25 protein-coding genes are annotated in these 25,416 nt (G+C 61.9%); 10 read left to right on the forward strand and 15 right to left on the reverse strand.

What is annotated here, in order from left to right; all coding sequences use genetic code 11:
- The first annotated feature begins 53 nt into the window (after positions 1-53).
- Positions 54-281 carry a hypothetical protein gene (locus AMK00_RS32835; protein ID WP_064809573.1) on the forward strand — a complete coding sequence of 76 codons (228 nt, stop codon included), beginning with the start codon at positions 54-56 and terminating at the stop codon, positions 279-281.
- Positions 282-357: 76 nt separating this feature from the next.
- On the opposite strand, the gene AMK00_RS03195 is transcribed toward AMK00_RS32835, so the two are convergent.
- Positions 358-951 (reverse strand): TetR/AcrR family transcriptional regulator, encoded by a 594-nt coding sequence (locus AMK00_RS03195; protein ID WP_064809574.1) that lies wholly within the window; start codon positions 949-951, stop codon positions 358-360.
- A 168-nt stretch (positions 952-1,119) separates the two neighbouring features.
- Here AMK00_RS03195 and AMK00_RS03200 point away from each other — a divergent pair, with 168 nt between their 5' ends.
- A complete protein-coding gene (locus AMK00_RS03200; protein WP_064809575.1) occupies positions 1,120-1,512 on the forward strand; it encodes a RidA family protein in 393 nt (130 codons plus the stop codon).
- Between the two features lie 35 nt (positions 1,513-1,547).
- Here AMK00_RS03200 and AMK00_RS03205 read toward each other — a convergent pair whose 3' ends face one another.
- The 9 genes from AMK00_RS03205 to AMK00_RS03245 form a co-directional block, all read right to left on the reverse strand.
- Positions 1,548-2,486 carry a dihydrodipicolinate synthase family protein gene (locus AMK00_RS03205; protein ID WP_064809576.1) on the reverse strand — a complete coding sequence of 313 codons (939 nt, stop codon included), beginning with the start codon at positions 2,484-2,486 and terminating at the stop codon, positions 1,548-1,550.
- A 10-nt stretch (positions 2,487-2,496) separates the two neighbouring features.
- Positions 2,497-3,450, reverse strand: coding sequence for an ABC transporter ATP-binding protein (locus AMK00_RS03210; RefSeq protein WP_064809577.1), 954 nt, complete (start codon positions 3,448-3,450; stop codon positions 2,497-2,499).
- Positions 3,447-4,475, reverse strand: coding sequence for an ABC transporter ATP-binding protein (locus AMK00_RS03215; protein ID WP_406869897.1), 1,029 nt, complete (start codon positions 4,473-4,475; stop codon positions 3,447-3,449). Before AMK00_RS03215 ends, AMK00_RS03210 begins: the two co-directional genes overlap by 4 nt.
- A complete protein-coding gene (locus AMK00_RS03220; RefSeq protein ID WP_064809578.1) occupies positions 4,475-5,392 on the reverse strand; it encodes a dihydrodipicolinate synthase family protein in 918 nt (305 codons plus the stop codon). The genes AMK00_RS03215 and AMK00_RS03220 overlap by 1 nt, the downstream gene beginning before the upstream one ends.
- 19 nt (positions 5,393-5,411) lie before the next feature.
- Positions 5,412-6,287 carry an ABC transporter permease gene (locus AMK00_RS03225; RefSeq protein ID WP_064809579.1) on the reverse strand — a complete coding sequence of 292 codons (876 nt, stop codon included), beginning with the start codon at positions 6,285-6,287 and terminating at the stop codon, positions 5,412-5,414.
- Positions 6,288-6,290: 3 nt separating this feature from the next.
- Positions 6,291-7,250, reverse strand: coding sequence for an ABC transporter permease (locus AMK00_RS03230; RefSeq protein ID WP_064811630.1), 960 nt, complete (start codon positions 7,248-7,250; stop codon positions 6,291-6,293).
- 96 nt (positions 7,251-7,346) lie between these two features.
- Entirely contained in the window at positions 7,347-8,933 is a 1,587-nt protein-coding gene (locus AMK00_RS03235) for an ABC transporter substrate-binding protein (RefSeq protein WP_064809580.1), read from the reverse strand.
- Entirely contained in the window at positions 8,930-9,661 is a 732-nt protein-coding gene (locus AMK00_RS03240; protein WP_064809581.1) for a FadR/GntR family transcriptional regulator, read from the reverse strand. The genes AMK00_RS03235 and AMK00_RS03240 overlap by 4 nt, the downstream gene beginning before the upstream one ends.
- Positions 9,662-9,891: 230 nt before the next feature.
- Complete coding sequence (locus AMK00_RS03245; RefSeq protein WP_064800636.1) at positions 9,892-10,902, reverse strand: LacI family DNA-binding transcriptional regulator; 1,011 nt, start codon at positions 10,900-10,902, stop codon at positions 9,892-9,894.
- Between the two features lie 324 nt (positions 10,903-11,226).
- On the opposite strand from AMK00_RS03245, the gene AMK00_RS03250 reads away from it, so the two are divergent.
- The 5 genes from AMK00_RS03250 (at position 11,227) to ku (AMK00_RS03270) (ending at position 17,139) form a co-directional block, all read left to right on the forward strand.
- The gene (locus AMK00_RS03250) at positions 11,227-12,213 is read left to right on the forward strand and encodes a sugar ABC transporter substrate-binding protein (protein ID WP_064800637.1); all 987 of its coding nucleotides are present in this window, start codon (positions 11,227-11,229) and stop codon (positions 12,211-12,213) included.
- Positions 12,214-12,346: 133 nt separating this feature from the next.
- Positions 12,347-13,867: a sugar ABC transporter ATP-binding protein gene (locus AMK00_RS03255; RefSeq protein ID WP_064811631.1), complete on the forward strand. Its 1,521-nt coding sequence runs from the start codon at positions 12,347-12,349 to the stop codon at positions 13,865-13,867.
- Positions 13,851-14,873, forward strand: coding sequence for an ABC transporter permease (locus AMK00_RS03260; protein ID WP_016734809.1), 1,023 nt, complete (start codon positions 13,851-13,853; stop codon positions 14,871-14,873). The genes AMK00_RS03255 and AMK00_RS03260 overlap by 17 nt, the downstream gene beginning before the upstream one ends.
- Before the next feature lie 224 nt (positions 14,874-15,097).
- Positions 15,098-16,243, forward strand: coding sequence for a right-handed parallel beta-helix repeat-containing protein (locus tag AMK00_RS03265; protein WP_064800639.1), 1,146 nt, complete (start codon positions 15,098-15,100; stop codon positions 16,241-16,243).
- A 92-nt stretch (positions 16,244-16,335) separates the two neighbouring features.
- Positions 16,336-17,139, forward strand: coding sequence for a non-homologous end joining protein Ku (gene ku / locus AMK00_RS03270; protein ID WP_064809582.1), 804 nt, complete (start codon positions 16,336-16,338; stop codon positions 17,137-17,139).
- 100 nt (positions 17,140-17,239) lie between these two features.
- Here ku (AMK00_RS03270) and ligD read toward each other — a convergent pair whose 3' ends face one another.
- The 4 genes from ligD to AMK00_RS03290 form a co-directional block, all read right to left on the reverse strand.
- On the reverse strand, positions 17,240-19,219 hold the full coding sequence (gene ligD, locus AMK00_RS03275; protein WP_064809583.1) for a DNA ligase D: 1,980 nt from the start codon (positions 19,217-19,219) through the stop codon (positions 17,240-17,242).
- 1 nt (position 19,220) lies between these two features.
- Positions 19,221-20,054 carry a non-homologous end joining protein Ku gene (ku, locus tag AMK00_RS03280; protein WP_064809584.1) on the reverse strand — a complete coding sequence of 278 codons (834 nt, stop codon included), beginning with the start codon at positions 20,052-20,054 and terminating at the stop codon, positions 19,221-19,223.
- Between the two features lie 18 nt (positions 20,055-20,072).
- Positions 20,073-20,303, reverse strand: coding sequence for a DUF2188 domain-containing protein (locus AMK00_RS03285; protein WP_064800643.1), 231 nt, complete (start codon positions 20,301-20,303; stop codon positions 20,073-20,075).
- 66 nt (positions 20,304-20,369) lie between these two features.
- Entirely contained in the window at positions 20,370-20,630 is a 261-nt protein-coding gene (locus AMK00_RS03290) for a hypothetical protein (protein ID WP_011423984.1), read from the reverse strand.
- A 141-nt stretch (positions 20,631-20,771) separates the two neighbouring features.
- Here AMK00_RS03290 and AMK00_RS03295 point away from each other — a divergent pair, with 141 nt between their 5' ends.
- The 3 genes from AMK00_RS03295 (at position 20,772) to AMK00_RS03305 (ending at position 23,754) form a co-directional block, all read left to right on the forward strand.
- Positions 20,772-21,206 (forward strand): OsmC family protein, encoded by a 435-nt coding sequence (locus AMK00_RS03295; RefSeq protein ID WP_064800644.1) that lies wholly within the window; start codon positions 20,772-20,774, stop codon positions 21,204-21,206.
- A gap of 47 nt (positions 21,207-21,253) precedes the next feature.
- Entirely contained in the window at positions 21,254-22,738 is a 1,485-nt protein-coding gene (locus tag AMK00_RS03300; protein ID WP_064809585.1) for an FAD/NAD(P)-binding protein, read from the forward strand.
- Positions 22,739-22,848: 110 nt separating this feature from the next.
- Positions 22,849-23,754, forward strand: coding sequence for a DMT family transporter (locus AMK00_RS03305; protein WP_064809586.1), 906 nt, complete (start codon positions 22,849-22,851; stop codon positions 23,752-23,754).
- Here AMK00_RS03305 and AMK00_RS03310 read toward each other — a convergent pair.
- Entirely contained in the window at positions 23,720-25,399 is a 1,680-nt protein-coding gene (locus AMK00_RS03310; RefSeq protein ID WP_237350429.1) for a VOC family protein, read from the reverse strand. The genes AMK00_RS03305 and AMK00_RS03310 overlap by 35 nt on opposite strands.
- Between the last annotated feature and the right edge of the window lie 17 nt (positions 25,400-25,416).

The raw sequence follows: 25,416 nt of genomic DNA on the forward strand, positions 1-25,416 counted from the left end.
AATTGAGGCCGGATGCGGTTTAACTCACATCCGTGTCCCCGGCGGAGGCGACGATGTGGGCAGTTCTGATCGGTGCCGCTCTCATAATCGGCGGCCTTCTTTTTCTCCTTCGGCCGGCGCTTCGTCGAAAGCCGAGTGATCCGCACTTGAGGCCGCAGGGCGGCGCCACGCTCGAACCGCGGCGCCAAGGCCTGAGGTTCCTCAGCTTGGCGCGCAACTGGCCGGCGATGGTTGTCATCGCGGTCGGCGCAATTCTTCTGGTTTTCGGGAGCTATTGGTGACAGACGATGGTGTGAGCCAATCCGCACTGCATCTCCCCCAACAAGATTCCAAGTTTGCCGCCAGTATATCGGAAGCTCACGCGGACATCTTGAGAAGGCCGGCAGCCAAGGCGTCGAAGGCCTCGACAGCTCTTGGCAACACATCCTGCGGCCGGTCACTCGCCGCGATCCAGAGAGCGGCATTGAGCGCAGCGCCGTTGAGCAGCCGAGCGGCTGCTTCCGCGTCGACCGGCTTGAGGGCGCCCTGGACGATCAGGCGCTCGATTGTCTGCCTGGTTGCCTGAAGACAACTGCTCTGGCTCGGCCATTGTGAAGGATCACCCAGCACTGCAGGCCCATCGAGCAGGACGATGCGCTGGACCTCCGGATCAAGCGCCATTTCGATATAAGCTGCGCCCTCGGCGAGCAGGCCCTGCCAATCATCACTCGCGCGGGCGCCGATCTCCTTTGCGCGCGACGCCATTTCCGTGTCGATCTGATCGACAACGGCGGCAAGCAGCCCACGCTTGTCTCCGAAGTTGTGGTAGAGCGCTCCCCGCGTCAAGCCGGCTTCGGCAGTCAGTTCGTCCATTGAAGCGGCGGCATATCCCTTCTCGGCAAAGGCCTTTCGGGCAGCCGCGATCAGCTTCACACGATTTTCCTCCATCGTCTCGCTGCGTTTCTTTGCCATCTCATCTCCAATTTCACATACGGGCCGTATAATAATTTTGACATACGGTGCGTATGCGACTATTTCACATACGCACCGTATATCACATGGCGAGGCGATCTGTGAAGCTCTTGCAAAGCCCTGCTGCGCTGGCGGTGTCTTATCAACGATGAGGAAGCGAGATCGACAATGAACCGACGCGAAGCAATCTTTCCGGCGAACAGACATGCCCTTTACGAGGACCATGGTTATTCGGCCGCCATCCGAACCGGCGATCTTCTGTTCGTCTCCGGCCAGGTCGGCAGCCGTTCCGATGGAACACCTGAACCGGACTTCCCGCGTCAGGTCCGGCTGGCTTTCGAAAATCTCAAGGCGACACTGGAAGCTGCAAGCTGTAGCTTTGACGACATAGTGGATGTGACGACGTTCCATACCGATGCCGAGAACCAGTTTGAAACGATCATGGCCGTCAAGCAGGAGATTTTCAGCAAGCCGCCCTATCCGAACTGGACCGCGATCGGCGTGAACTGGCTGGCGGGCTTCGATTTTGAGATCAAGGTCATCGCCCGCATTCCGGCATGATCCGGCAGGGCTCCGTTCGGTCCCCGTCTTGTCACCTACTGAGCGAAGAGCTCCGGGATGATCATGCGCGCATGATCGCGCAGACTTGCCGCTTCTTGCTCGTCGATAAAGCGGTAAGGCCATCTCAGCCTGGTGGTGACCGGACCCCAGTTGCCGATCGCAGCGAGCAGTTTGTCGAGCGCGGCATTTGAATAGCCGCGGTCACGGCGAAACGGGACGATGTGATCGTCCATGAAGGCGCAGATGCGGCTTTCGATATCAAGCGCTGCGTCCAGATTCCGGTGCATCAGCTCTGTCCAGGCCTGGGCGCCGCAGGGATGAAGACAGGCAACATTCGAAAACGCCCCGGCAGCAACGCCCTGCTTTATGCCGGTTGCGAGATGGTGGCCGGGAATGAACAGCGAAAATTCGGAAAGATGCGCTCGTGCCTGCGCATACCAGGCGTCGTCTCCATCGGCGATCTTCATCCCGACCACTGACGGGCAGGGGCCGCAAACGTCACGGAGCTCGGCTGGCGACAGGACACGTTTCGCATGCGGCGGATTGTAAAGGATGAACGGGATTCCTTCCGCCGCCTCCGATGCGCGCTTCAGGAAATCGGTGGCTTCGAGATTGGTGAGCGGCCACCAGTCGGGAAGGATCACCTGGATCGCCAATGGCTTATGAAGAGTTGCGCGGCGCAGCCGATCGAGCATGATGATCGGATCCGGCTGGCAGGCGCCGATGACGAACGGCATTCCGGCCGCGTGGCAACGCGACGCCAGCACGTCCTGAATTCGCTCGTACTCGGCTTCCGTCTGATTGTGGAATTCTCCCGCCGTACCGTTCGAATAGATGCCGTCGACGCCGGCGGCGATCAGTATGTCGATTTCCTCGGCGAGCTTTTCGAAATCGATGCTGTCGTCTTCGGCGATCGGTAGCAGCAGGCTAGCCCAGTTGCCCGCGATCGGGTGGCGGCGGGTTGTGGTGGTCATTGCACGTCCTTCAGTTCAGGTCATCACGGATGCAGGCCTTGAAATGCCCGGGCTGCATTTCGCGCAGCTCCGGCACGGTCTCGCCGCAGGCGGGCAGGGCGTTCGGACAGCGCGTGCGGAAGACGCAACCGCTCGGCGGATCGGCGGGGCTCGGAATATCGCCCTTCAGGATCTGGCGATCGCGCGGCGCATCGGGATCGGGCGAGGGGATCGCCGAGAGAAGCGCCCGCGTATAGGGATGCAGCGGCCTGGCATAAAGCTCGGCACTGGGCGCGATTTCCATGATCCGGCCGAGATAGAGCACGATCACCCGGTCGCAGATATATTCGACCACAGCGAGGTCGTGACTGATGAACAGCATGGTCAGACCAAGGCGCTGCTGCAGGTCGCGCAGAAGATTGATCACCTGTGCCTGGATCGAGACATCGAGTGCGGAGACCGGCTCGTCGGCGACGATAAATTCCGGCGCGAGCGTCAGCGCGCGGGCGATGCCGATCCGCTGCCGCTGGCCGCCCGAGAATTCGTGGGCGTACCGGTTGACGGCCTCCGGCGGAAGATCGACCTGTTCGAGCGCCCGGCGGGCGCGTTCCAATCTCTCTCTTGCCGTCCCCAGGCCCTGGATCTTCAATCCCTCGGTCAGGATTTCCCCGATCGTCATGCGCGGCGACAGGCTCGCGAACGGGTCTTGAAAAATATATTGCATCCGCGGCCGCAGACGCCGCATTTCGGATGAGGACAAGGTGGTGAGTTCGGCGCCATCGAAGCGGACGCTGCCGGCCGACGGCTCGACCAGCCGCAGGACCGATCGGCCGATCGTCGTCTTGCCGCTGCCGGATTCGCCGACCAGCCCGACGACCTCGCCCTTGCCGATATCGAAGGATACGGCCTGCAGAATGGTCAGTCTGGTCCCGCGGGACGTATAATGTTTCCCAAGGCCGCGGACGGAGAGAAGGGGTTCGCTCATCGGATCTCCTGCCAGCGAATGCAGCGGCTCTGGTGGCGCGGATTGACCTCGGCAAGCGGCGGCACAGCCGCGCGACAGGCGTCGACGGCAAATCGGCAGCGCGGCTGGAAAGCGCAGCCGGCCGGCATGTTCATCAGGCTCGGCACGACGCCAGGAATGGCCGCCAGCCTTTCACCCGCCTGCTTCATCCGGCTTGCATCGCCGAGTTTCGGCATCGAGGCCATCAGGCCGATCGTATAGGGATGTCTCGGATTGCGGAAAACCTCGGCCACTGGCCCGGTCTCGACGATCCGCCCGGCATACATCACCGCCACCCGATGCGCGATTTCGGCGACGACGCCGAGATTATGGGTGACGAAGAGCATGGCCATGCCGCGTTCGCGCTGCAGCTTCTGCAGGAGGGCCAGAATCTGCGCCTGAATGGTGACGTCGAGCGCCGTCGTCGGCTCGTCGGCGATCAGCAGCGTCGGGTCGCAGGCGAGGGCCATGGCGATCGTGGCGCGCTGGCGCATGCCGCCGGAGAGCTCGTGCGGATATTGACCGGCGCGGCGCCGGGCATCGGGAATGCCGACGCTATCGAGAAGGGCGACCGCCGCATCCATCGCGGCCTTCCGGTCCGCCCCGCGGTGGATGCGGATCGGCTCGGAAATCTGGTCGCCGATGGTGTAGACCGGGTTGAGGCTCGACATCGGCTCCTGGAAGACCATGCCGATATCATTGCCGCGGATGGCGCGCATCTCCTGTTCGCCGAGTGAGACAAGGTTGCTGACGCTGCCATTCTTGCGCTTCAGATCGATGCGGCCGGCGGCGATCGCGCCGATATTGCGGGTCAGGAGCCGCATGACCGAAAGGCTGGTGACCGATTTGCCCGAACCGGACTCGCCGACCAGCGCCAGCGTCTCGCCCGCAGCCACGCTGAGATCGATGCCGTTGACCGCCGTCACCTCGCCCGAGCGGATGCGGAAGACGGTCCGCAGCCCCTTGATGTCGAGAATGGTGGCGGCGCTCTGTGGCATGGCATCCATCAGGCAAGCAGGCCGGTCGCGCGCAGGATCTCGTCGATCCTTGCGGTTTCGGCCTCGTTGAGCGCCGCCCGCGGGCGCGGCATCAGCGCCGTTTCGATAATGCCGAGGCTCTTCATCGCCGCCTTGAAGGCGCCGATGCCGGCGGCGCCGCCGCTGACACGGCCCGCACCGACCCAAACGATCTCGAAGAGCCGGCAGAGGCGCTCCTGCTCCTCGCGGGCCGCGACCCAGTCCCCTCGCTGGGCAGCATTCCAGAGCCTGACATAGCCATGCGGATCGACATTGGCGATGCCGGGCACGACGCCGTGGGCGCCCATCTGCAGCGCCGTATCGACGACGATTTCGGAGCCGGTCATCAGGAAGACGTCCTTGTGGTCGGCGAGATCGAGCAGCACGTAACGGAAATTGCCGTCGTCGCCGCTCGAATCCTTGATGCCGATGATGGTTCCCTCTTTCGCAAGCGTCACGCTGGTCTGGCGCTGCAGTTTCACATGCACGCAGACCGGAATGTCATAGGCAATCAGCGGTACGTCGACGGCATCGCGGATATAGCGGAAGTGATCGATGATCTCGGCCTGGCTGGTGACCGTATAGAACGGCGCCGTGACGACAACCGCGTCGGCGCCGGCCGATTTCGCGGTCCTGGCATGGTTGATGACCCTGTCGGTGGTCGGGTCGATGACGCCGACGATCAGCGGTACGCGACCGTCGATGACTTTTGCCGAATGCTCGATGATGTCCTGCCGGGTCTTTTCGTCGTGGAAGATCACCTCGCTGGTCGAGCCGAGCACGAACAGGCCATGACATCCGGCTTCGATCAGGTTTTCGAGCACCCGGGTGTAGGACGGGTAATCGACCGTGTAATCCTTGTTCAGCGGGGTTATGACGGGAGGAACGACACCCTTGAATTTGCTCATTTTCGCTTTCTTTCGATCGTCAGTTTAATTCGGCGCGAGGGTCGAAGGCATCGCGAAGACCATCGCCAATGAAGTTGATTGCAAGGACGGCAAGCACCAGGAACCCGCCGGGAAACAGCCACTGCCAGGGGTATTGTTCGAGCACGGCGGTAGAGCGGGCCGCATTCAGCATGTTGCCCCAGCTTGCCGCCGGCGGCGCAATGCCGAGCCCGAGGAAGGAAAGTCCGGCCTCGAGCAGGATGGCATTGGCGATCTGCAGCGTCGCGAAGACGACGAGGATGTCGATCGAATTCGGCAGGCCGTGGCGGAGGAGGAGATGCGGCAGGCCCGCCCCCATGCCTCTTGCCGCCATCACGAAGTCACGTTCGCGAAGTTCCAGCAGCCGCGAGCGCACCATTCGCGCCAGCAGAGGCCAGGAGAGCAGCGAGATCACGAAGACCGTCGGCCAGATGCCGGTGCCGGCGATCGAGGCGAGCACCAGCAGGAAGATGACCGGCGGCAGCGTCATGACGAGATCGACGAAACGCATGGTGACTGCATCCGCCCAGCGGCCGGCAAGCGCCGAGACGGCGCCGATCAGGAAGCCGATAATGGCGGAAATGACGGTCGAGGTGAGGGCCACCAGCAGCGAAATGCGGCCACCGTCCAGGACGCGGGCGAGGATGTCGCGGCCGACTCCATCGGTGCCGAACCAGTGTGTCGGCCCCGGCTGGGCATTCATCGCCAGCAGATCGATGTCGTTGGGTTTGAAGCTCCACCACAGCGGATAGGAAAGGATCGCGACGATCATCAGCGCAATCATGCAGAGGCCAAGCAGGGCGGTCCGGTTGAGCAGGAAGCGATGCAGGGAGCGTACGATCGGGCCCGGGCTGCGGGCAGGGCTTCGCGCCAGCATCGCTCAGCCCACCTTGATCCGCGGATCGACCACCGCATAGGCGAGGTCGGTCAGGAGGTTGACGGCGATGACGCAGGCGCCGATCATGAGCGTCGAACCCATGATGACAGGATAGTCGCGGCCTTCCACCGCATCGACCATCAGCAGGCCCATGCCGGGCCAGTTGAAGACGCTTTCGATGAAGATCGCCCCGCCGATCGCAAGGCCGATGGTCGAGCCGATCAGCGTGATGACGGGCAGCAGCGCATTGCGCAGGGCATGCTTGGTGATGACCCAGAATTCGAACACGCCTTTGGCGCGCGCGGTGCGCACATAGTCCTGGTTCAGGACCTCCAGCATGGAAGCGCGCATATAGCGCATGATCAGCGCTGTCTGCGCGACGGCCAGCAATGTCGCGGGCAGGATCAGGTGATGGAGAAGGTCGGCGACGGAGAATTCCTGGCCTGGTGTCAGCATGCCGCCGGAGGGCATCCAGTTGAAATAGACCGAAAAGAGATAGAGGCCGACAAGAGCGCTGAGGAAGGGCGGGCTGGAAATACCGGTGACTGCAAAGACAGACAATGATAGGTCGGCGACGGAATTGCGGCGAACCGCACCGACGATGCCGGTCGCGATGCCGGCAACGATCGCGATCGCAATCGCCGATCCCATCAGGAGCACTGTCGGGCCGACGCGCGAGAGCACGAGGCCGAGCACCGGCTGGTCGGGCCGCTTGATCGAATAGCCGAGATTGCCCGTCACCGCCTGCCGCAGCCAGCCAAGGTACTGCACCGGCAGCGGCTGATCGAGTCCGAGCGTGGCGCGCAGCTCGGCAAGATCCGACGAGGACATCGGAATATTGGGATCGATATAGGCGTCGATCGGATCGCCGGGCGTGAGGCGCAGCATGGCGAAGATCAGTACGCTCAGTGCAAGCAGCATGCCCACTCCGATCAGCAGGCGCCGGAGACTGTATCTCAGCATGAAATCCATTCCTGTGCGGGCGGCCCACAGCGCCTCGAAAGACGCGCGGCGCTGCAGTGACCCGGCCGCCCTTTGCTTCTCAGGATGCGTTACGCCCTATTCGGCGATCGCCCATTTCTCCGGATGCGCCTGGTAAGGGCCGCCGCCGGGGGCGGGCGTCCAGATGAAGTCCTTGAGCTTGGCGGAGGCGACGCCATACCGTTTCGCCACCCACAGCGGACCCCAGGGCAGTTCCTTGTTCATCACCTTGCAGACGTCCTGATAGCGGGCGTCACGCTTCGCGGCATCCGTCTCGCCAAGCGCTGCGTCGAGAGCGGCCGTCAGCACCTGCATGCGCACGCGCGCGACGTTGGGGCCCGCCGGTGGGATCTGCTTTTCATTGAGGCCGACATTGATGCTGCCCGGATCCGGGCCGTTCTGCAGGCCGGCATAGACCATCTGGAACTGCGCGACGTCGGGTGTGTGGTTGAGCACGATGCTGTTATAGGTCGGGGTGTCGACGGCGCGCGGCGTTACGTTGATGCCGACCTGGGCGAGCATCGCCTGGACCGCCGCCATGACATTGGCGGCAAGCGGCGTGGTGTAATAGGTCAGAAGCGTGATCGGCTTGTTGCCGTTGATCTCATCCCAGCCGGCCTCCTTCAGCAACTGCTTCGCCTTTTCCGGATCGTAGGCATAGGTCTCGATGCCTTTCGGCACCACCTTATCGGCGACATAGGCGCAGTTTGCCGGTTCGGCAGCGCCGCCGTAAAGGCTCTGGATGATCGCATCGCGATTGATCGCGTACATCACCGCCTGGCGGACCCGGATATCCTTCCAGATGGGTGAGTCGTGGTTGAAGCCGAGATAGTTGACGACGAAGGAGTTGCCCTCGATGACGCGGAAATCCTTATTGTCGTTGAAGGCCTTCAGATCGTTGGAATCGACATAGGTGAACTGGATTTCGCCGGCGCGTAATGCGGCGATCGCCGCTGCCGGATTGGCGAAATAGCGGTTGATGATCTTTTCGAGCGCCGGTTTGCCGCCCCGGTAGTCGGTGTTGGCAACAAGTTCGACATATTGATCGGTGACATATTTGCTGAACTTGAACGGCCCGGTGCCGATCGGCGCGGTCGACCACCAGCTGTTCTTGGCGAGCTGGTCTGCGGGGATCTGCGAAAGCGCGTGCTCCGGCAGCATCATCACCTTCGTCAGCGTATCCATCAGGCTGGCCGACGGCGCCGACAGTTTGATGACCAGCGTCTTGTCGTCCTTGGCCTCGACCGAGGAAACGGCATTCAGCCGCGCCGCCAGAACGGAGCCGGTCTTGGCGTTCTTGGCGAGTTCGATGGTGAACTTGGCGTCCTTTGCCGTGAAAGGCTTGCCGTCATGCCATTTCGCGTCGGCGAGCGTGAAGGTGTAGGCCAGTTGGTCGGAGCTGACCTCGTAGGACGAGGCGAGCTGGCCGACGACCTTCTCCAGCTTCTCGTCATAGGTCACCAGCGGCTCGAAATAGACGCTGAGCCACGTGAAGCCGCCCGTCGCGGCGAGCGGATTGAAATTGCCCTGGAAACCGCCGGGCCCGACATCGAAGCCGCCGGACAGCGTGGCTGCCTGCGCGGGGCCGGTGAAGGCCGGGACAACGGTCGTCGCCATCAAAGCAGTCAATGCGATGGCCGATGATAGTCTTTGCAGTCGTTTCATTGTGCTCCTCCCAGATTTGCACTTTTCTTGTTGGCTGCGATCACCCGGGAAATGCCGTCATAATGGCGGTCCAGGCGCTTCTGCGCTTCCGCGACGTTCTTCGCCTCGATGGCGTCGACGATTGCCGCGTGATCCCTCCAGGTCGCGACGGGGTCGACATTGTCGAGGTTGACGAAATCGGACGCCTTGTAGAAGGCGAGCCAGAACACATCGATCAGCCGGGCAAGGGTCACGTTGTTCTGGCAGCGGAAGAGCAGGGTATGAAAAAGCTGGTCTTCGTCGGCAAAGGATTGTCCACGCTCCGCATGCACCCGCATGCGCTCCACCGTGGCGCGCAGTTCGGCGATATCGTCGTCGCCGATCATCTCAAGCGTCTTGCCGATCAGCCCGACTTCGAGGGTGCGGCGGATCTCGATCACTTCTTCGATCTGGCGCAAAGCGCCGCCGAGGCCATAAGCGAGATTGTCGAGCAGCGGCTCGAATGAGAACGCCTTGACGAAGATGCCGACACCACGGCGCGATTCCAGCACACCCAGCGATTCCAGCGCCTTGATGCCTTCACGCAGCGAATTGCGGCTGACGCCGAGCTGGTTCGCCAGGTCGGATTCGGCCGGAAGCAGCGTGCCGGGCTTCAATCCGTTGTCACTGATATAGGCGCGCAGGCTTTCCTGGACGGAGACGTGGAGAAGAGGCGCACGTGTGAGGGGCTTCATAGTTTTCAGCGACATGCGTTTCTCATTTCCGTCTGCAATGGAGACGCCAAAGACATATCCACTTGTAGGATATCCGTCAAATGGATTCGTCTGAGGATGCCGGCGTGAGGTCGGACGCGGACGCTCGGAGCGCCGGCGGTAGTCATGGTGGTGATGGGAGGAATCGCAGCGCGTTGCGACGGATCCGCAGCTCGTGTCCGAGTGAGTGGTAACGGAAAGTTATACGAACGGCCTGCCGCCGACGCTCAATCGGGTTGCGGGGGGGCGGTCGTTTCCCCCTCCGCTAGCTCGCAGGCGAGCAGGATGGGGTGGTCGAGGTCCGGCGTCGGTTGCCTGTTCAACAGGACGGCGACCGCCGCTGCGGCAATCTTCTGAATCGGCTGCTTGACGGTCGTCAGCCGCGGCGTGGTCATGCTCGAGAGCGGGATGCCGTCGAATCCGACGATCGAAAGGGCTGCGGGTATCGGTATTCCCAGATCATGTGCCGCTCTCATGCAGCCGATCGCCTGCTGGTCCGAGCTTGCAAAGATGGCGGTCGGCCGTTCGCTGCGGGCGCGCGCTAGCAGATAGTTTCCCGCCGATCGTCCGCTTTCATAATCGAAAGCCGCCTCGGCGATCAGCGGCGACCCTTGACCTTGTCCGCCGTCGTCGGGCTGCCCCATGGCATCAAGGTAACCCTTGAGACGGTCATTGGCGGGCACGGAATGTCTGGGACCTGAGATGAAACCGATGCGGCGATGGCCGAGCTTCAAAAGATGCTCGACGCCGAGGCGCACGCCGGCGCGGTGATTTGAGGCGATGCCGGAATATCCCGGCATCAGGCGGTCGACGACGACGATCGGCAAGCCCTTCGGCAGCTTGAGCGCATGGAAGTCATTGCTGGGAACGAGGATGATGCCGTCGACTTTCCGGCTTGTCAGCTGCCCGATCCGGTCTGCCTCCTTGGCCGCATCGTCAAACGACGTCATGACGATGATGTTGTAGCCATGGCTTGCCGCCGCCTGTTCGGCGGACTGCACGAGTTCCGAGAAGAACGGATTGGTGAGATCGGGAATGACGATGCCGATCAGCCGGCTGACCTTGCTGCGCATGCTTCTGGCCGACGGGTCGGGCATATAGCCGAGCTCGTCGATGATGCGCCTGACGCGCGCCCTCAGCTCATCCGTCACGGCGGGGTGGTCATTCAGCACCCGCGAGACGGTCCCGGTGGAAACGCCGGCAAGTTTGGCAACGTCTCGAATTCCGACCTTTGGCATAATCGAAGAACATGTCCCTTCATTTCAGTCTCGGGGACGCGGAGGCACCCGACCGGGCTTCAGCTAATGGTCTCCATCGCCTTCGTCAAAGGCCGCGATCAATTTGACGGCGTCTGCATAACACGAGGAATGCCGGCATTCAATGGAAACGGTTCACCATTGAGCTTCGAAAAAGCCAGGGCGGATGCCTCTTCCTTCGGCATATGCCCATTTTTCGCCGTCTTGACAATCTCGCGGACCGTTGTTACCCAAGTGGTGTTGGAAACGGTTCATCAGCGAAGGCACTCAGGTGAGGATAAGCCCGGAACCGTTCGGAGGAGAGAAATGTCCCAATCTACGAAGCATGATTCCGTCCTGATGCGTGCGCCGCGCCGTGCGGCACTGAAGTTCGGACTTGCCGGCACCTTGGTGCTCGCATTGTCTTGTGGCGTGTCGCCCGCTTTTGCAGCCGGCAAGCCGAAGGTCGGCCTGATCATGAAGTCTCTGTCCAATGAGTTCTTCAAGCAGATGAAGGCCGGTGCCGATAAATATGCGGCCGAGAACAAGGACAAGTTCGACTTCAAGGCAGTCGGCATGAAGGACGAGCGCGATTTTGCCGCCCAGGTCGATGCCGTCGAGAACTTCGTGACGCAGAAATACGACATCATCGTCGTCGCTCCGGCCGATTCGAAGGCAATGGCCACGCCGCTTGCAAAGGCCGTCAAATCAGGCGTCAAGGTCATCAATATCGACGTGCCGCTGGACGCCGATGCCAAGAAGGCAGCCGGCATCGACTTGGCATTCTTCGGCCCGGATAACCGCGAAGGCGCCAAGCTCGCCGGCGACGCGCTGGCCAAGGATCTGGGGGCGGGTGCCAAGGTCGTCATTCTCGAGGGCAATCCTGAGGCCGACAACGCCAAGGAGCGCAAGGAAGGCTTCATGGATTCCGTCAAGTCGGGCAAGCTCGAGCTTCTCGACAGCAAGACCGCCCATTGGGAGACCGAAGAAGCCAACACCGTCATGACGAATTTCCTGACGAAGTATAAGGATATTCAAGGTGTCATGGCGGCCAACGACTCCATGGCGCTTGGCGTCGTCAAGGCTCTCGATGCAACCGGCCAGGCCGGCAAGATCAAGGTCGTCGGCTTCGACAACATCCCGCCGGTGCAGCCGCTGATCAAGGACGGCAAGATGCTTGCCACCGTCGAGCAATATGGCGCGCAGATGGCAGTCATGGGCATCGACTATGGCATGCGTGAACTTGCCGGCGAAAAATTCACTGGCTGGGTCAAGACCGACATCAAGCTCGTGACGTCAGGCGACCTCAAATAATCGACATTGCCGACTAGCTTAAGACGAAAGGAAGCGCCGGCTGCCAAGCCGGCGCTGGCCGCTGCCACCCGATTTGCGTCTTGTGCGGAGGGTGGCCATCTCGAATTTCAAACAGATCGTGCACGAGGTGGACGTGTCAGACGCAGCAGATGACTACATCTTGAAGCTGGATGGGATCGGCAAGCGCTTCCCGGGCGTCGTCGCGCTCAAAAATGTTTCCATGCGGATCGGTCGCGGCAAGGGCCACGTCCTGCTCGGCGAGAACGGGGCGGGCAAATCCACCCTGATCAACCTGCTGGGCGGCGTCTTCAAGCCGGATGACGGGCAGATTTCCTTTGACGGCAAGCCCTATCATCCGGGCTCGCCGCTGGAAGCCTTCAAGGCGGGCATTCGCGTCATCCACCAGGAACTCCATCCCCTTTCCAATCTCACCGTCGCCGAAAACCTGCTTTTCGAGCATCTTCCGCGCCGATACGGCCTGGTGGACTACCGGAAAATGAACAGCCGCGCGGCCGAACTGCTGGCGGAAGTCGGCCTCGATGTGGCGCCGACGACGCTTGCCAGCCGCCTCAGCGTCGCGCAGCTGCAACTGCTCGAGATCGCCAAGGCGCTCTGCTATGAAAGCAAGCTGCTCGTTCTCGACGAGCCGACGGCAACCTTGACGTCCAAGGAAGTCGACCGGCTGTTCGAAATTCTGAAGCGGCTGAAGGCGCGTGGGGTGACGACGCTTTACATATCGCACCGGCTCGAGGAGATTTTCGAAGTCGGGGATGATGTCACGGTGCTGCGCGACGGCCAGCATGTCATCACGCGTCCGCTGGCCGGATTGGCCATCCCTGACATCGTCGAGCTGATGGTCGGGCGAACGCTCTCGGATCACGGCGTCTTTCGCAGTGACAGCGCCGTGTTCGGCGAGGCGCTCGGCGTCTCCGGCCTGAAGGTGACGCGCAGCAGCCCGGAACTGTCCTTTTCCGTCGCCAAGGGCGAAATCGTCGGCATTGCCGGCCTTGTCGGCAGCGGCCGGACGGAAGCGGTGCGCGCCATATTCGGCGCCGACGCCAAAGCCGGCGGCGAAATCCGCGTCGACGGAAAGCCGGTTGCGATCAATTCGCCCAAAGACGCGGTTGCCGCCGGCCTGTGCCTGGCGACGGAAGACCGCAAGCTGCAGGGCCTGATGCTCGACATGAGCTGCGCGGAAAACGCCACGGTGACGGATTTCCGCAAGATCTCCCGCAAGGGACTGATCAGCCGAAAGGCGGAGAACGACCACGCCCAGCGTCTCGTGCGCGAGCTGCGCATCAAAACCCCGTCGATCCACCAGATGGTCAGGACGTTTTCGGGCGGCAACCAGCAAAAGGTCGTGATCGCCAAATGGCTGTTCCGCGGTCCCAAGGTGCTGATATTCGATGAGCCGACCCGCGGCATCGACGTCGGCGCCAAGGCGGAAATCTACGAGCTTCTGTGGAAATTTGCCGCCGAAGGAAAGGGCGTTCTGGTCGTATCCTCGGATCTGCCGGAGCTCATCGGCATCTGCCATCGCATCATCGTCCTGTCGGACGGCAAGATCGCCGGCGAAATAGCGCGGGATCAATTCGAAGAGAGCAGGATCCTCTCACTCGCTTACAAGGAGTACAGTCGTGTCCGGCAACATTGAAACCAAGATCGAAGCGAAAGAGACAGGCTTCTGGGACAAGCTCATCCGGATCTCGATGAAGGAGGCAGGTGTTGCCATCGCCCTCGTCCTGATCGTCATATTCTTCTCGGCGACGGCGCCCTATTTCGCCACGCCGGAGAATTTTCTGAAGATCTTCGTGCAGATCGCCATCAACACGGTACTCGCCTCGGGCATGACCTTCGTCATCCTGGTCGGCGGCATCGACCTTTCGGTCGGCTCGCTGCTCGCCCTTTGCACGGTTATCGGCGCGACGATCATGATCGACCCGAGGCTCTCCCCTTGGGCTGCGATCGTGCTGGCGTCGCTCGCCTCGATGGGCACCGGCGCGATCCTTGGCGCCATCAACGGCTGGGTCTGCGAAAAGTGGAAGCTGCCGTCCTTCATCGTCACGCTCGGCATGCTGAATGTCGCCAGCGGTCTCGCCCGCGTCGTCAGTGACAACTCCACCATCACCGGCCTGCCGCAGCCCTTTGTCGATTTCGGAAATCTGATCTTCTGGGGCATCTTCCCATCGATCTTTCTGATTGCGATCGTCGTCGTCCTCGTCGGCTGGTTCGTGCTGCGTTATACCGTGTTCGGGCGTTTTGTCTTCGCGATCGGCACCAATGAAGAGGCTGTGCGGCTGTCGGGACATGAGCCGAAACGCTACAAGATCGCGGTGTTCACCATCTCCGGCCTGACCGCCGGCATCGCGGCCATGGTCTATCTGCTCCGCCTCAATGTCGGCAGTCCGGTTGCGGGCATCGGCTATGAATTGAATGCGATCGCCGCGGTCATCATCGGCGGAACCAGCCTCTCGGGCGGCAAGGGCTCGATCGTCGGAACGCTCGTCGGCGCCTGCATTCTGCAGGTGCTGTCGACGGGATTGCAGCTGCTGGGGGCCGACGACAACATTAAGCCGATCGTCATCGGCGCCGTCATCGTGCTTGCCGTTATCCTGGACAGCTATCGCGGCCGGTTGATGCGGATACTCGAAACGCGGTGACCGATCGCCAGGCGCGGGCCTCTACAGGTCGCATGGCGGCGTGCAAAGTCGAGGCAGGCCGTCAAACTCCTGCCACATGCCCTGCATTAAGTCGACGCGACTGCATATGTCTTATGATCGGAATTGATTTAAGGATAATGCTGCAGCAGCTCAAAGCCCAGCCGCACCCTTGGCGCATCTGAGAAGATGCGCGGCGCTGCGGTAACCGCGTCGATGGAGATCCGATGCCCGCAATCCTGCGAAAAAAAGTTCACGGCGCGTCCACCCGGGCTGAGGTCATCGACGGGGCAGAGGATATCGGCGTCGCCTATCAGGTGTTTTCCGATACGGTGGTCGAAGACGTCATCGTCAAGAACTCGCCTCGTGGCTTCAAGTTTCACAACGGCAACAACCTCGTCGTCAGGCGCTGCGAAACGGAGAATGTCAAGGGCGACGGCATCTACCTAACGAAAACGAAGAACGTCCTTCTGGAAAACAACCGTATGGGGGCGGCTCCCGGCGAGGGCGCGGACTGCTGCCAGTTCGCCTATCAGAACAGCGACGACAATATCAGTTCGGACGTCGTGATCCGCGGCAACCTCTTCCTGCAATCGCCGACGAGCACCTCGAACAAAGGCGCCCTGGTCTGCGATAAAACCCGCAACTATCTCGTCGAGTACAATTTCATCGGCGGCAAGAATTTCTCCTTTTCATCGGTCGGCGACGATGCCGTGGTGCGCAGCAACATCATGCGCGACGGCAGGATGAACGACTATTCCTTCGGCTACGGCATCGGCGACAAGGCAGACCGTACCGGCCATCACGTCTATGACAATTGGATCGAGAACAACAATCGCGGCATCAGCCTGAGCGGCTTTTCCGACCAGGAGCGGGCCTTTCGCAAAGATATCGACATCCACGACAACGTCATCAACGGATGCGACATCGCCTTCTTCGCCAATCGGCCATGGTCGGGGAGCTTCCGGCGCAACATATTCATGCGATGCGGCCAGGACATGGTTCTGTCGGGAAAGGGCAAGGCCACCGCCGGCGAGATCGACGGCAATTACCACAATGACGGCAGCTTCTTGAACCTTGTGGCGCCGCCGCTCCGCTTCAATCCCGACGGCAAGGCCTCCGTCGCCTCGGGTGAATGGACATCCGAGCCCGATGAGATCGTCATCCAGTGGCGCGACAAGGGATTGGATATTCCTGACGCCAACCGCCCTTCCATTGCCGTCGAGCCAGGGATGGAACTGTCCTGTGTGCTGTTGGCCCGCAAGGGCCGCAATTGGATGCTGGCGATCGCCGAGACCGCTTATGACGAGTTCACGCCGCGCGCATGGCAGGAAAAGATGCTGCCGTGGCAGAAGCGGTATCTCTCGATCTGAACCAAGTACTGCCGGTATGCCAGGCCCGGAACCAGAGGCCGGTTTTGCCGTTGATTGCCATATCCCACCGTGTCCGGGAGGGAAGGACCGCCATGGCACGCCAGACATTCTGGAAAGGCTATCTCAAGCTCTCGCTCGTCACCGCCTCCGTCTCGCTGACGCCGGCGACGACCGAAAGCAACAAGGTGCGTTTCCACGTCCTCAATCGCCAGACGAAAAACCGCGTCGAAAGCCGCTATGTCGACAGCGTTACCCATAAACCGGTGACTGACCGGGACCAGGTGAAGGGTTATCCGCGCGGCGAGGACGATTATGTTCTTCTCGAAGACGAGGAGATCGAGGAAGTCGGGCTCGAAAGCACCCGCACCATCGATATCGACAGCTTCGTCCCACGCGGCTCGATCGATTGGATCTGGTACGACAAGCCGCATTTCCTGGCGCCGGAGGACAAGGTCGGCGTGGAAGCCTTCTGCGTCATCCGCGAAGCGATGAAGGCAAACGACGTGGTCGGCATTGCCCGCCTGGTTCTCTATCGCCGCGAGCGCGCCGTGCTCCTGGAGCCGCAAGGCAAAGGCATCGTGCTCTGGACCCTGCGCTATGGCGACGAGGTGCGCGAACCCTCGGCCGAAATCGACGACAAGGCGGAGATCGACAGCAAGCTCCTGACGCTGATGAAGCGGCTGGTGAAGGAAGAGACGAAGGATTGGAGCCCGACCATGGTGCAGGATCCGATCCAGAAGCGCCTGAAATCGATGATCCGCGGCAAACAGAAGAGCCTGAAGAAGGCGGCGCCCGCCAAAAAACCCGCACCGGTAAAATCGACCGGCAACGTCATCAACATCATGGATGCGCTGAAGAAGAGCCTGGCTTCGGAAAGAGGGCGGAAGTCGCGTTAGAGCAATTCCAGGAAAGTGCGAAGCGGTTTTCCCGGCAAAGCGAAGCGCTTTGCCGGGAATTGCGTAAATCCAAAAGGTCAGAGCGGGATGATTTTACGCTCTACCGCTTCTTCTTTTCCAACGGTTTCGCTGCAGCGAAAAATCCGTCCCAAGGATCTCGCGGCAGCGCGTCGAGCCGGGTCGGTGTATTGTCCACTGTGAAATAGGTCGGTCCGACGTCGGCGGTGAGCTCGCTCCATTCCAGCGGCATCGAGACCGCGGCGCCTGGCCGTGCCCGTGCCGAATAGGGCGCGACCGCCGTATTGCCGCGGCCGTTGCGGAGATAGTCGATGAAGATCCTCCCCGTGCGCTTGGCCTTCGTCGCCGTCGCCAGATAGCGGTCGGGATCGTCGGCGGACATGCTGTCGGCAAGCCATTTGGCGAAACCCTTCACCTCGACCCAGCCGGCCTTCGGCGTGAGCGGCGTCACCACATGCAGCCCCTTGCCGCCCGAGGTCTTGACGAAGGCGGCGAGGCCTTCGGCCTCCAGCCGTTCCTTCAATTCGTAAGCGGCGGCGATCACATCCTCCCACTCCACCTCGTCGCCGGGATCGAGGTCCATGGTGATCATATCGGGCTTTTCCCAATTGTCGGTCGTTGCGCCCCAGGGATGGATTTCAAGCACGGCCGATTGCACCAGCGCCACGATACCGTCGAAATCGCTAATTCTGAGCAGCTTTTCCCCCTGCTTGTCCTTGGGATCGGTGATCTCCTCGATATGCGGATTCATGCCCTTCCAGGCATGTTTCTGGAAAAACCGCTGCCGGCCGTTGATCCCGTCCGGCAGGCGCAGGAGCGCCAGCGGCCGATTGACGACATAAGGCGCCATGAAGCGCCAGACCTCGGCGTAATAATTGGCCAGCCCCTCCTTGGTAACGCCCTCGTCCGGCCAGTAGATGCGGTCCGGGTGGGTCAGCGCCACCGCTGATTTCGGCAGGGGAGGGGCCATGATCTTTTCCGTCTCGCGCGTCACGTCTTTCGCAGGCTTGTCTTCGCGCAGGCCGCGGAAGGCTGCATGGCGCAGATTGGCGTCAGCCGACCAGGCGCGGAACTCGACTTCGCCGACCAGCTGCGGCTTGACATAGATCAGCCCGCGCCGCTCCTCTGACGTCAGCTTGTCGTCGAACGAGTTTTCGTTCTGCGTCAGACGCGACAATTTCTCGTAAAGCAGTTGAGCGGTTGCTGCCGTATATCCGGTGCCGACGCGCCCGACATGCTTGAGTTCGCCGCCTTGGTAATAGCCCATCGCCAGTGAGCCGATCGCATTCTTCATCGATGTCGACGGCACGTAGCCGCCGATGACGAATTCCTGCCGGTGCGAGCATTTCGATTTGATCCAATCGCCTTTGCGTCCCGACGTGTATTTGCTGTCGCGCAGTTTGGAAATCACCCCTTCGAGGCTGAGCCGGCAGGCATGGTCGAGCACTAGGCTGCCGCTTTCGTTGAAATGCGCGCTGTAGCGCAGCTTGTCGTTATCGTCGGGCAGCAGGCTTTCGAGCAGCTGCTTGCGATCGATCAGCGCCACATTGACCAGGCTGTGGCCGTCGAGGTGGAGAAGATCGAAGGCATAGAAGACGAAGCGATCGTCGCGGCCCTCGCTCAGATCGCGTTGGAGCGCTGAGAAATCCGAGGCGCCGGTATCGCGCTCGACGACGATTTCGCCGTCGACCACCGCCGATTGCACCGGCAGGGCGGCAAAGGCCTCGACCACCTCGCTGCCGAATTTCTCCGTCCAGTCGAGACCGCTGCGGGTCAACATTCTGACCTTGCCGTTCTCGACCCTGACCTGCAGCCGGTAGCCGTCGAACTTGATTTCGTGGATCCAGCGGTCACCAGCCGGCGGCTTCGGCTTCAGCTTGGCAAGCGCCGGTTCGATAAAATCGGGCATTGCGCCCTTGCGCGCACCCTTCGGCCAGTCGCGTTCTCGTGGTGCCGGGGATCTGGCCTTTGCCGCCGGTCTTTTGGCGGAAACCGCCTTGCCGTCTTTCGATTTGGGAGCGAGTTTGAAATTGCGCTTCGCCTGATAGGTTTCGAGGGTCATCTCAGCCTGCCTTTTTGCTTTGGCTGTCGCTGCGCGCCGGCGTCTTCTTCGCCGCCTTGCCGCTCATCTTGGCGCTCTGGCGCAGCGCCTCCATCAGGTCGATGACCTTGCTTTCGGGCGCCGGTTTCTTCTTCGGCGGCGCCCGGCCCTCGATCTTTGCCTTCACTAGTTCGACGAGGGCCGCTTCGTAACGGTCCTCGTAGGCGCTCGGATCGAAGCTCCCGTGCTTGGTCTCGATGATGTGCCCGGCGAGCTCGAGCATCTCCTTGTCGAACTTGATGTCGGGAATGTCTCTGAAGACCGCCTCGGCTGAGCGCACCTCATAGTCGAAATTCAGCATGGTCGCGACCATGTGGCCGTCATGAGGCCGGATCAGCAGCGTTCGGTTGCGCTGGAAAAGCACGGCTTCGGCGAGCGCCGCGACCTTGCTGTCGCGCATGCCGCGGACGATCAACGACAGCGCTTCTTCATCATGTTCGTCGACGGGCGCGAGGTAATAGGGCCGGTCGAAATAGAGCTTGTCGATATCGTCATAGGCAATGAAAGCCTTGACGTTGAGCACCTTGTCGCTTTCCGGCGTGATCTCGGCGATCTCGTCGCCTTCGATGACGATGTAATCGCCATTCTCCATCCGGTAGCCCTTCACCTGATCGTCCCGCCCGACCGGCTTGCCGGTCTCGCTGTCGACGAATTGCCGTTCCACCCGGTGGCCGGTCCTGCGGTTGATGATGTTGAAGGAAACGCGGTCGGAGGAAGAAATGGCGGTATAGAGCCCGACGGCGCAAGCAAGGTCGCCTACCTTCAGATGACCTTTCCAGCTTGCCCGCGCGGCCATGCCATCCTCCGTTGCAAATCAGAGCCGACTGCTGCTCTTGTCGGTTTCGAGCTCCTGGAACGCCCAGCCGCCGTCAGGTGCAGGATAGGCGAGCAACGCGTCGCCGTCGCCGATTTTCTGACGTGACGCAGCATCCTTGGCGTGGACAATCGCTTCCTCAGCCGTCGCATAGGTCTCCGACAGCGTGTCGCCGAGCTTGTAAGCCCAACCATTGTCATGCGGTACGACCTGATAGGTGATATCGGCCATTTCGGATCTCCTCTTTTCAGTTCGGCGGCGGAGCCGAAAACCGCGCATAGTTTTCGGTATCAAGCCCTAGTTCCGATTTGGTTTGCGCCTTTCGTCGAGCGCGATGATCTTTTCCAGGGAGGCGATATCCTCGCTGGTGACGACGGGAACCGGATCGGCCGCGATCGCCTCCAGCACCTCCTGCGAGATGGCGCCGTTGCGGATCGCCCATTCCAACGTCTCGCGCGTCTCCCGCTCGGCCTTGAGCTGGGCATAGAGCGCGACGATCAGCCGGTCGCGGGCGTCCATCCGCCGGCCCCGACGATCCATGCTGCGGACATGCGGCATCGCTCTGCACCTTTGTCACTGATTTCGTTCAGGTGTAGTCAACTGATGACGGATGGAAAGGTTCCGTTACCAGTCATTACACCGCCGTTGCGGGCCGAGGCGCAACTCGCTATCTCTGCCAGGCTATTCAGAGGATTTTTCATGGCCGATCTTAAGGCACGCCCCCGTCCGACCGGCGCTACCGCCACCCTCGGCCGCACCGGCTTTCCGCATGTCACGTCCACGACCAAGGGTGAGATCGATATCGTCACTGCGCCGTCGCAGCCGGGCTTCAGCCCGCTCGATCTGCTCTATGCCTCGCTCTCGGCCTGTCTCGTGCTCAGCGCCCGCATTGCAGCCAGTCAGATGGGGGTTCTCGACCGGATCAGCGAGATCACTGCCGATGTCACCGGCGAGAAGGCGGCGGAAGGGCTCTCACGTGTTGCGAAATTCAACATCGTCTTCTCGATCAAGGGCGATATCGACGAAGAGACCCGCCGCAAGATCGTCGATGCCGCCGAAGACGAGATCTGCACGGTCAGCAACACCATCCGCGGCACTCCCGAATTCTCGACCGTAATATCGAAACAAGACTGATCTTCATAACTATTATAGACAATTGTGGCCGGAGGATTGCGCGAGCCATGTCCGGCTTCTATGCTCGGGGCATCGAAGCAACGGTATCGGCCATCATGCAGCCCAAGTCTCTGTCGATGTCCGACCAGCCCGTCGTCGCCATCATCGGCGGTGGCCTCTCCGGCGCGGGCGTCGCCTATCATCTCGCCCGTGCAGACTGTGGCGAGCGTCCCGTCATCGTCGTCTTCGAGCCGCGGGCGGAGCTCGGCCGTGGTCTTGCCTATGACACGGGCGACCCGGCCCATCGCATCAATGTTCCCGCCGCCAAGATGAGCCTGCAGCCCGACGACCAGGGCGAGTTCCAGGCCTGGATCGAGGCCCGCGATGCCGTCGCTTGCGACCCGCAGGCAAGACGGCCCGATGGGCTGCTCTTTCCCCGGCGCCGGCTGTTCGGCGATTATGTCGCCTCGCTTCTGAAGCCGCTGCTGGAAGACGGCAGCGTGCGTCATTGCCGCGCCGCCGTGACCGATGTCGAGCGCCGGGCCGGCCGCTGGTCGATCCGCGACGATAAAGGCGGCGTGTTGCTGGCCGATATCGTTGCGATCGCCACCAGCCATCCGCCGCCGGCGGCCCCCGGCCGGCTTGCGGCCCGGCTTGCCGCCCATCCCCGTTTCGTCGCGGACACCACGAAACCAGCTGCGCTTGAGGTGATCCGTCCCCAGGACCGGGTGCTCGTCATAGGCAATGGCTTGACCGCCGCCGATGTCATTGCCTCGCTCGCTGAACGCGGGCATCGCGGTCCGGTGACGGCAATCTCGCGCCGTGGTCTGCGCTCGCGCGGGCATGCGCCGGTGCCGCAGCCGCTGTTCGGCGATTTCCTCGCCGATGCGGCCCATTCCGCCGTTTCGCTGCTGGCAGCAATCCGCGCCGCCATCAGCGTCGCGGAAGCGCAGGACATAAGCTGGCATGGGGTGATCGATCAGGTGCGGGCGCAGGGACGCGATCTCTGGCAGGCGCTGCCGGTTGCCGAACGGCGCCGTCTCGTCCGCCATCTGCGTCCCTATTGGGATGTGCATCGTTTCCGCATCGCGCCGCAGGTGGAAGCCGTGCTCGACGCGGCGATTGGCGCCGGCCGTCTCGAAATCCTTGCCGGCTCGGTCGCCGATGTCCGCATCGAAGGCGATCTTATTCTTTGCACCTTGCAGCCGCGCCACCGGCGCCAGCCGTTGGAGCGGCGCTGCGACGCCGTCGTCGTCACCACAGGGCCGGCGCATGGCGGTATTCTCGAAACTCAGCCCTGGCTCGCGGCGCTTGCTGCAAGCGGCCACCTGTCGCTTGATCCGACAGGCCTCGGCCTTGCCTGCACCGAGCGCTCGGAGGCGATCGGTCCGTCGGGAAAGGCGGATCCTTCGTTATTGATCTCCGGTCCGCTGGCGCGCGGCACCTTCGGCGAACTGATGGGGTTGCCGCAGGTGACCGAGCATGCCTTCTTCGTTGCAGGTGAAATCGCCGCAAAGCTGCGATTGATCATGGAGAGCAGGCATCCGGTCTGAATTCTTGTCCCGATGTCGCTCTTCGACTGTCGCCGGCGGGCGACTTCTGCTATGCACGCGCCAATCAACGGCCCGCCGCCAATGTTCGGGCAATCAAAAATATCGAGACCATGTCGCAGACCGCTTCCACCCTCTCCGAAGCCTCGCCTTCCAATCGTCTGGCCCTTGCGGCGCTCGTCCTCGGCGGGGCGGCGATCGGCGGTTCGCCAATCTTCGTCCGGCTGTCCGAGACCGGGCCGATGGCCACCGCCTTCTGGCGTGTGACGCTGGCGCTGATCCCGATCTTCATCGTCTCGCTCGTGAAGACGGATGCGGGGCCGAAGCCGCAAAGCCTTTCCGATTATGGCTTGCTGGTTCTTCCGGGCCTCATGCTGGCGCTCGACCTCGCCGCCTGGCATCTTTCGCTTACCATGACATCGGTCGCCAATGCGACGCTGCTTGCAAACCTCGCGCCTGTTTTCGTCACGCTGATCGCCGTCCTGTTTTTTAAGGCGCGAACCAGCGGCGTTTTCCTGCTGGGGCTGGTCCTGGCGCTCGCCGGTGTCGTTATCTTGAAAGGCGGACCGGCAGGGCTCGGCAATGGCGATTTGAGTGGCGACGGCACCGCGATGATCGCCGCTTTCTTCTATGCCTGTTATATCCTGGCGATCGGCAGGTTGCGCAGCCGGTTCGATACGATCCGCATCATGCTGTGGAGCACGGCATCGGCTGCCGTCTGCATCTTCCCGATCGCCTTCTTCTTCGAAGGGCAGATGCTGCCGGCGACCCTCTATGGCTGGTCGATCCTCTTCGGCCTCGCCTTTGTCAGCCATGCCGGCGGGCAGGTGGCGATCACCTATGCGCTGGCCTATCTGCCGCCCGCCTTTTCATCGCTGACGCTGCTGTTGCAGCCGGTCGTCGCCGCAATCCTCGCCTGGGCGCTGCTGGACGAGGCGATCGGGACGATGCAGGCGCTGGGCGCCAGCGTGGTGCTCGCCGGCATCATGGTTGCCCGAACGGCTCGCTCGTCGGCTTGACCGCTTGCTGCTCCAGCGGCGGTGGATCATCCCCCATTCTCTGGAGCAGCCACTTCTGGATGATCGGCACATCGGCGTCGCCGAGATCGTGGCCGCCGGGGATGACGTCGGAATCGACGGTGGCGCCCGAACTCTTCAGCCTGTCCTCCAGCTCGCTCGCATATTTGCCGTAGGCATCGGTCTTGCCGCTGATGACCAGCAGATCCGTGCCCTTCAGATCGGCATGCGGATAGTCGCTGAGCACAGGCATGGAGCGCAGCAGCACCGCCTTGTGAACGAGGTTCGGGTGCAGGTAGAGCAGCGAGTTCAACAGGTTGGCGCCGTTGGAATAGCCGACATAGACGATCTTCTTGGGATCGAGGCCGTAGGATTTGACGGCGCCCTCGATGAAGGCCGCAAAGGCTTCGGCCTCCGTTTTGATGTCGTTCTGGTCGAAGGAGAAGGGGGTGATGCGCTTATACCAGCGCGGAAAACCCTCTTCCGTCGCACGGCCACGGACGCCGAGCAGGGTCGCGCGCGGCGCCGCCTTGTTGAGGAGCGGCATCAGCGTCGTCTCATTGCCGCCCGAGCCGTGCAGCAGCACGAAGACACTGCCGTCGGGATTGGGCGGCGTATAGAAGCGATGGACGAACGGCAGCTCGCGGTAATTGATGCGCGGCTGGCCGGGCATCGAAAATTGCGGCAGAACCACCTTCAGGTCGTCGAGATTGGTGATCGCTCCCGGCGGCGCGAAGAGCTTGGTGCCAAGGGCCGCGTGCTCTTCGTCGACAGTCATGCCGGGCTTGTCGGTTGCAAGCTCCACCAGCGTTCCGCCGGGCTCGCGGGCATAGAGCGAGCGGAAATACTTGCGGTCGTGCATGTTGGTCGGCGATGCATCGGTCTTCTCCAGCGCCTCGGAAACCGAACGCAGCGCCTCCTCATCGGCGGCCCGGAATGCGACATGATCGACGGTGCCGGTTCCCGGCGCACCGGACCAGAAGCCGCGCGCATCGCGCACGTCGATGACATCGCCGGATTGCGAAACCAGCCTGTCGATCGTGCCGCGGTTGGCCTGGAAGCGGTAGCCGAAATGGCGCTCGAGGAAGCTGCGGCTCTCGGCCGGCTTTTCCGTCAGCATGGTTGCGCCGCGCACCCGCTGGACGGCATGCTCGACCGGGATCGAGGCGCCGTCCCAGACAGCGGGCGATGTGAGGTCCTTTGCGCCCGCGAGCTTGAGGATGATATTGTCGGGGTCTTTCAGCCTGAGGACAGGCTCGCCGAATTCATCGGCGGGTCCCTCCGAACGCAGGCCGAAGCTCATGGCGCGTGTCAGCCAATAGCCGATGCTCGCCGGATCGATCGCCAGCGAAATTTCGCTGATCTGGCCGTAGCCCGCCCGGCCGGACGCGCCATCTTCCCAGACGAGGAAGCTGACGAGCGAACCCGGCGTGCCTACCGAATCGCCGTAGAAGAGATGGAGTTGGGTCGTATCCTCGTAGCCGGCCGTCTGCTTGACGAGGCGCATGCCGAGAAAGCCGGCGTAAAAATCCACGTTCGCCTGCACCTTTCGGGTGATGGCCGTAACGTGATGTATGCCTGATACCATCGAGAGCAGTCCTGATTGAAGCGTCGTCAGGAGCGCGAGTATGAGAGCTGCGAAAGTCATACCGTTGCCAATGACCA

It is taken from the genome of Rhizobium sp. N621 (genome assembly GCF_001664325.1).
In the GTDB taxonomy this organism is placed as follows: Bacteria; Pseudomonadota; Alphaproteobacteria; order Rhizobiales; family Rhizobiaceae; genus Rhizobium; species Rhizobium esperanzae.

What these genes read in the sequence shown, in the direction of transcription:
- AMK00_RS03235 (WP_064809580.1), bottom strand. Translation starts at nt 8,933, where the DNA reads ATGAAACGACTGCAAAGACTATCATCGGCCATCGCATTGACTGCTTTG.
- AMK00_RS03245 (WP_064800636.1), bottom strand. Translation starts at nt 10,902, where the DNA reads ATGCCAAAGGTCGGAATTCGAGACGTTGCCAAACTTGCCGGCGTTTCC.
- ku (WP_064809584.1), bottom strand. Translation starts at nt 20,054, where the DNA reads ATGGCCGCGCGGGCAAGCTGGAAAGGTCATCTGAAGGTAGGCGACCTT.
- AMK00_RS03200 (WP_064809575.1), top strand. Translation starts at nt 1,120, where the DNA reads ATGAACCGACGCGAAGCAATCTTTCCGGCGAACAGACATGCCCTTTAC.
- AMK00_RS03295 (WP_064800644.1), top strand. Translation starts at nt 20,772, where the DNA reads ATGGCCGATCTTAAGGCACGCCCCCGTCCGACCGGCGCTACCGCCACC.
- AMK00_RS03225 (WP_064809579.1), bottom strand. Translation starts at nt 6,287, where the DNA reads ATGCTGGCGCGAAGCCCTGCCCGCAGCCCGGGCCCGATCGTACGCTCC.
- AMK00_RS03205 (WP_064809576.1), bottom strand. Translation starts at nt 2,486, where the DNA reads ATGACCACCACAACCCGCCGCCACCCGATCGCGGGCAACTGGGCTAGC.
- AMK00_RS03195 (WP_064809574.1), bottom strand. Translation starts at nt 951, where the DNA reads ATGGCAAAGAAACGCAGCGAGACGATGGAGGAAAATCGTGTGAAGCTG.
- ligD (WP_064809583.1), bottom strand. Translation starts at nt 19,219, where the DNA reads ATGACCCTCGAAACCTATCAGGCGAAGCGCAATTTCAAACTCGCTCCC.
- AMK00_RS03290 (WP_011423984.1), bottom strand. Translation starts at nt 20,630, where the DNA reads ATGCCGCATGTCCGCAGCATGGATCGTCGGGGCCGGCGGATGGACGCC.
- AMK00_RS03210 (WP_064809577.1), bottom strand. Translation starts at nt 3,450, where the DNA reads ATGAGCGAACCCCTTCTCTCCGTCCGCGGCCTTGGGAAACATTATACG.
- AMK00_RS03300 (WP_064809585.1), top strand. Translation starts at nt 21,254, where the DNA reads ATGTCCGGCTTCTATGCTCGGGGCATCGAAGCAACGGTATCGGCCATC.
- AMK00_RS03240 (WP_064809581.1), bottom strand. Translation starts at nt 9,661, where the DNA reads ATGTCGCTGAAAACTATGAAGCCCCTCACACGTGCGCCTCTTCTCCAC.
- AMK00_RS32835 (WP_064809573.1), top strand. Translation starts at nt 54, where the DNA reads ATGTGGGCAGTTCTGATCGGTGCCGCTCTCATAATCGGCGGCCTTCTT.
- AMK00_RS03265 (WP_064800639.1), top strand. Translation starts at nt 15,098, where the DNA reads ATGCCCGCAATCCTGCGAAAAAAAGTTCACGGCGCGTCCACCCGGGCT.
- AMK00_RS03215 (WP_406869897.1), bottom strand. Translation starts at nt 4,475, where the DNA reads ATGGATGCCATGCCACAGAGCGCCGCCACCATTCTCGACATCAAGGGG.
- AMK00_RS03250 (WP_064800637.1), top strand. Translation starts at nt 11,227, where the DNA reads ATGTCCCAATCTACGAAGCATGATTCCGTCCTGATGCGTGCGCCGCGC.
- AMK00_RS03305 (WP_064809586.1), top strand. Translation starts at nt 22,849, where the DNA reads ATGTCGCAGACCGCTTCCACCCTCTCCGAAGCCTCGCCTTCCAATCGT.
- AMK00_RS03220 (WP_064809578.1), bottom strand. Translation starts at nt 5,392, where the DNA reads ATGAGCAAATTCAAGGGTGTCGTTCCTCCCGTCATAACCCCGCTGAAC.
- AMK00_RS03285 (WP_064800643.1), bottom strand. Translation starts at nt 20,303, where the DNA reads ATGGCCGATATCACCTATCAGGTCGTACCGCATGACAATGGTTGGGCT.
- AMK00_RS03310 (WP_237350429.1), bottom strand. Translation starts at nt 25,399, where the DNA reads ATGACTTTCGCAGCTCTCATACTCGCGCTCCTGACGACGCTTCAATCA.
- ku (WP_064809582.1), top strand. Translation starts at nt 16,336, where the DNA reads ATGGCACGCCAGACATTCTGGAAAGGCTATCTCAAGCTCTCGCTCGTC.
- AMK00_RS03230 (WP_064811630.1), bottom strand. Translation starts at nt 7,250, where the DNA reads ATGCTGAGATACAGTCTCCGGCGCCTGCTGATCGGAGTGGGCATGCTG.